We start from the raw sequence: 1,356 nt of genomic DNA on the forward strand, positions 1-1,356 counted from the left end.
GTGCAGCAAAAGCATTTGCCTGCCGCCCATGCCTCTGCAATAAGCTTATCCGCATAAAGAAAGGCAGCGGCCATGGCAGCAAAGATCGTACCCGCCCCGGACTATGAGGATCGCGTCAGAACCTCCTTCGCGCGCCAGCAGGCCATGGCCACGATCGGCGCCGAACTGACGCTGGTGACGCCGGGCATCATCGAGATCGAGATGCCTTATTCGGCGGCACTGACCCAGCAGCACGGTTTCCTGCATGCCGGCGTCATTTCGACAGCGCTGGACTCGGCCTGTGGCTATGCCGCGTTCTCGCTGATGCCGGAAAACTCCGGCGTGCTGACCATCGAATTCAAGGTCAATTTGCTGGCGCCGGGCAGGGGCGAACGCTTCCTGTTCCGCGGTTCGGTGACAAAACCCGGCCGCACCATCATCGTCGCCGACGGCCAGGCCTATGCCTTTGCCGCCGACGGCGAGGCCAAGCTGATCGCCACCATGACCGGAACGATGATGACGGTGGTCGGGCGTGATGGCATCGAAGGCTGATCCGATGGGCAAGATTGTGCGGCTTGGCGGCAAGGGCGTCCTCTTCGTGATGGCTGCCGAGGCCGAGTATGGCCCGCACCTCAAGCGGCTGTTCACGCCGCTGATGACCGGCGTTGGACCGGTCGAGGCCGGCGTCAGGCTGGGCGCCGAACTCTCCTTGCTGAAGTCTCGGAAGACCCTGCCGGACCTCGTCGTATCGCTCGGCTCGGCCGGCAGCCGGACGCTGGAGCAGACGGAAATCTACCAGGCCGTGTCGGTTAGCTACCGCGACATCGACGCCTCGCCGCTCGGCTTCGAACAGGGCGCGACGCCTTTCCTTGACCTGCCGGTGACCGTGCCGCTGCCGTTCAGGATACCCGACCTGAGGGAGGCAACGCTGTCCACCGGTGGCGCGATCGTCACCGGCGCCGCCTATGACGCAATTGCCGCCGACATGGTCGACATGGAGACTTTCGCTTGCCTGCGCGCCTGCCAGCTGTTCGACATCCCGCTGATCGGGCTGCGCGGCATTTCCGACGGCGCGGCGGATCTGCGGCACGTCGGCGACTGGACCGAATATCTACACGTCATCGACGAGAAACTGGCCGCAGCGGTCGGGCGGCTGGAACAGGCGATCGGCGATGGCTTGCTGAGCGCCTGACCGGAAATAGCATCAAGCCGCCAGGCTCTCCGGATCGCCGAAATCGATGCGCGAAATGCGCCCGCGCACGGCGCCGCTCGCATCGACATAGTCGATCGCTCCTGGCGTATGATCGAGTTTCCAGGAGCCGGTGGGGCCATCTTTCCATTCGACCTTGTAGCCGTGGTCGAGCAGCATCCAGATCC

The 1,356-nt window shown here is 64.2% G+C and carries 2 protein-coding genes; both read left to right on the forward strand.

Going from position 1 to position 1,356, the window contains the following annotated elements; translation table 11 throughout:
• Positions 1-72: 72 nt before the first annotated feature.
• Positions 73-531, forward strand: coding sequence for a PaaI family thioesterase (locus ACXJ7R_RS32865; RefSeq protein WP_095088397.1), 459 nt, complete (start codon positions 73-75; stop codon positions 529-531).
• A gap of 4 nt (positions 532-535) precedes the next feature.
• A complete protein-coding gene (locus ACXJ7R_RS32870; RefSeq protein ID WP_457155433.1) occupies positions 536-1,171 on the forward strand; it encodes a 5'-methylthioadenosine/S-adenosylhomocysteine nucleosidase in 636 nt (211 codons plus the stop codon).
• The last annotated feature ends 185 nt before the right edge of the window (positions 1,172-1,356 follow it).

Source organism: Mesorhizobium sp. P5_C1, from assembly GCF_054049815.1.

Bases quoted from the DNA above. Each gene is read 5' to 3' on its own strand.
- ACXJ7R_RS32865 (WP_095088397.1), top strand. From the start codon at position 73: ATGGCAGCAAAGATCGTACCCGCCCCGGACTATGAGGATCGCGTCAGA.
- ACXJ7R_RS32870 (WP_457155433.1), top strand. From the start codon at position 536: ATGGGCAAGATTGTGCGGCTTGGCGGCAAGGGCGTCCTCTTCGTGATG.